We start from the raw sequence: 2,934 nt of genomic DNA, 5'->3' as shown, positions 1-2,934 counted from the left end.
GAGATCCGCATCGAGGATTGTCCGGGCGTAGTCATCGAAGCCTTTGTGTACTGACGGGATTTCCCGTCCGGACTCCAGTCCGTCTTCCCGGTGAAAGGGAACTGAGTGGGTTCGCAAATCACTTTTGATATCTTTTTTGTCTACTGTTCCCGATATAGCCAGGATATAGCGGGCCGGGTGTTCTTCTACGGCTTTTTTGTGTAAGACGATAAATTCAACCTGTGAGGACTTATTGATACGGGTAACGCTCTCCAGCTGCCATCCTTCATCCCGGTATTCCGACTTTGCCAGTTGTCCCGGCTTATCGTCGTACGATGCCAGCGATGCCATAGCCGCTTCATACCGGACTTTAGACTGGAGATATGCGTTTTGCCCATCTGCCGCCAGCACACTGGAGCACATACCTGCAAAAAAAAGGCAGCTCGTCACTGCCTTTACGATTGGATTCATATGAGACGCCTCCTTTTATGGATGCCACGATAAGATAGAAAAGACTTCCCGGTTCGGATGATCGGACACTTCGAAGTGGAGGGTCCGCGATAATTCTTGTTCCAGTCTTTCCCGCCGTTTCCGTTCCTTCAGAAAATCCACCACGTCCTGGTGGGCACTAATCAGGAAATCTCCTTTTACGTGACGCACCTGTACCATATGGCGAAGGCGCCGGATAATCTGGATAGCTACCGTTTCAGGAGAATAGAGATATCCCGAACCGCCGCAGACGTTACACGGACTGAACTGGACCTGATGAAGTCCCTGGCGTGATTTCTTCCGCGTAATTTCTACCAGATTCAATGCGGTCATGCCCATGACATGGGTTTTGGTACAATCCTGGGCGGTTTCCCGTTCGAGGATGTCCAGGATTTCCTTTCTCCGGTTCGACTGGGCCATATCGATGAAATCAATGATGATGATGCCTCCAATATCACGGAGACGCAGCTGGCGCGCAATTTCCACGGCAGCCTCTTTATTGACGTGGAAAATCGTATCCTGAAGAGTGCTGCTCCCCGTATACCGGCTGCTGTTGACATCAATGACAGTCAATGCTTCGGTCCTGTCAAATATGAGATTGCCGCCGGAAGGAAGAGGCACTTCCCGGGCCATCAGGCAGCGGAGTTGTTCTTCCAGATGGTACAATTCAAATACGGGCTCATCACCCTGATACAGGCTGACCCGTTGTCTCCAGCCGTCATCGGGCAGGACCTGACATATCCTGTCATAGGCTTCTTTGTCATCGACAATGATTTTTTTTACATCATCCGTACAATAGTCACGGATTGTCCTCATGACCAGGTCGGCTTCGCGGTACAGCAATTTGGGCTTGCGTGCCAGTTCGTACCGGCGCAGTACGCTTTGCCACGTATGCAGGAGATACGTAATATCCGCCGTGAGGTCCTTTTCTGCTATATCTCTGGCGACGGTCCGGATAATGATGCCCATGCCTTCCGGTTTCAACTGGCTGGCTATGGCACGCAGGCGGTCCCGTTCCTTTTCATCGCGGATTTTCTTGGAAACGCCGATATAATCCACTGTCGGCATCAGCACGGCATAGCGGCCGGCCAGGCTGATATTGGCCGTCACTTTCGGGCCCTTGCTGCCCTGTTCTTCCTTTACGACCTGGACGAGAACACTCTGACCGACAGAAATGCGGGTCTGCTGGATCTGTTCCTTCGTCGCTGCCCGCGGGAATAGGTCGCCAAGGAAGAGAAAGGCATTTTTCCTGCGTCCTATATTGACAAAGGCGGCCTGCATAGCCGGCAGGATATTCTGTATCGTCCCTCTGTATATATGATTGACAATGTGATTTTCATCATTCCGCTCTACGGAAAAGTCACGCAGCATCCCTTCTTCCAGAATGGCTATCCTCGTTTCCTCCGGCATGATATTGCCAATAATTGTCTTCATCCGTCTTCACCTGCCTTTGCAATGACGCTGCCTTCCGTCTTTTACTATATGCTATACACCATCAAACAGCGAATAATTCGTTCCATTTTTGCGGACATAGATGCCTCGCCGCCAGGCCAGAACGAGATCTGCCTGTACAGGCAGACCGAACTGTGCCATCAGCACGTCCCATAACTGCTGCGGCTTGATAGCCCCGTCTTCCGTCTCCAGAATTCCCGCACGAAGGCAGATGCCATCCTTTTCTACTATGCCAGACACCGGTTCGACGATATGGTTTTTCACGGCTATAAGGCGTACTTTGTGGCCTTTCTTGACTGATACCTTTTCATAGGTCACATCGGACGCTTCATTGAATGCCTGGAGAATACCGTCCAGTTCATCCTGACTTACCGGGCGCGCAGCGGGTCCTTTGATATCATACACGGCATAGTTGGCAACTGCCATGAGTTTGGGAGCTTTGGCATCGATGTACTTTCCGTCCCGGACGGAAAAACCGTCGGGCGAAGCAGCGTTCATCCGTTCTATGACATCGGTGACGGGTACGGGTTCTGCCAGTTCCATATCGAGGTATTCCACATCGGCACCGACGCCGACGCCCAGAGCCGAAGCAAAGCTCAGTTTCATATGGGGGTTGAACCCTTCGGAATACAAAACAGGCAGTCCGGCACGGATGATGATGTAGCGCACACAGCGGGCAAAATCCAAATGAGAAAGAAATTGCAGTGCCCCTTCTTTTTTAACAGCTAAACGTAATCTTTCCATGGCTGTCTCCTTCCTTATAGTCTTTGACATGGACACCGAGCGAAGGACAGACGCCACAGCCAGTACAGCTCAGATGGCGGCAGTCATGAGTCAGGCTGCCTTCGACAGCTTTCTGCCATTCTTTCTTGAGAAAGGCTTTACCCGCCCCATCGGAGAGATGATCCCAGGGAAGCGGTTCTTCCGTAGACCGCGTACGGGCGGCATAATAATCGGGATCGACACCGGCATTCTTAAAGGCCTGCATCCATTTATCATAGTCAAACAATTCTG

3 protein-coding genes and 1 pseudogene are annotated in these 2,934 nt (G+C 51.4%); all 4 read right to left on the bottom strand.

The genetic code is table 11. The annotated features are described in order from the left end of the window. On the bottom strand, nt 1–450 hold a 450-nt coding region (locus tag DBO31_RS03020; RefSeq protein WP_150824410.1), incomplete at its 3' end, for a hypothetical protein. 15 nt (nt 451–465) lie between these two features. Continuing rightward, a complete protein-coding gene (locus tag DBO31_RS03015) occupies nt 466–1,902 on the bottom strand; it encodes an Rne/Rng family ribonuclease (RefSeq protein WP_075581100.1) in 1,437 nt (478 codons plus the stop codon). A 51-nt stretch (nt 1,903–1,953) separates the two neighbouring features. Continuing rightward, nucleotides 1,954–2,664: a TIGR03936 family radical SAM-associated protein gene (locus tag DBO31_RS03010; protein WP_113855800.1), complete on the bottom strand. Its 711-nt coding sequence runs from the start codon at nt 2,662–2,664 to the stop codon at nt 1,954–1,956. Further along, a pseudogene (locus DBO31_RS03005) lies at nt 2,639–2,934 on the bottom strand (B12-binding domain-containing radical SAM protein); the annotation flags it as partial. The pseudogene DBO31_RS03005 and the gene DBO31_RS03010, both read right to left, overlap by 26 nt.

The sequence above is a fragment of the Megasphaera sp. DJF_B143 genome, assembly GCF_900320625.1.
Taxonomy (GTDB): Bacteria; Bacillota; Negativicutes; order Veillonellales; family Megasphaeraceae; genus Megasphaera; species Megasphaera hexanoica.
This window is presented reverse-complemented; position numbering and strand designations above follow the sequence as displayed.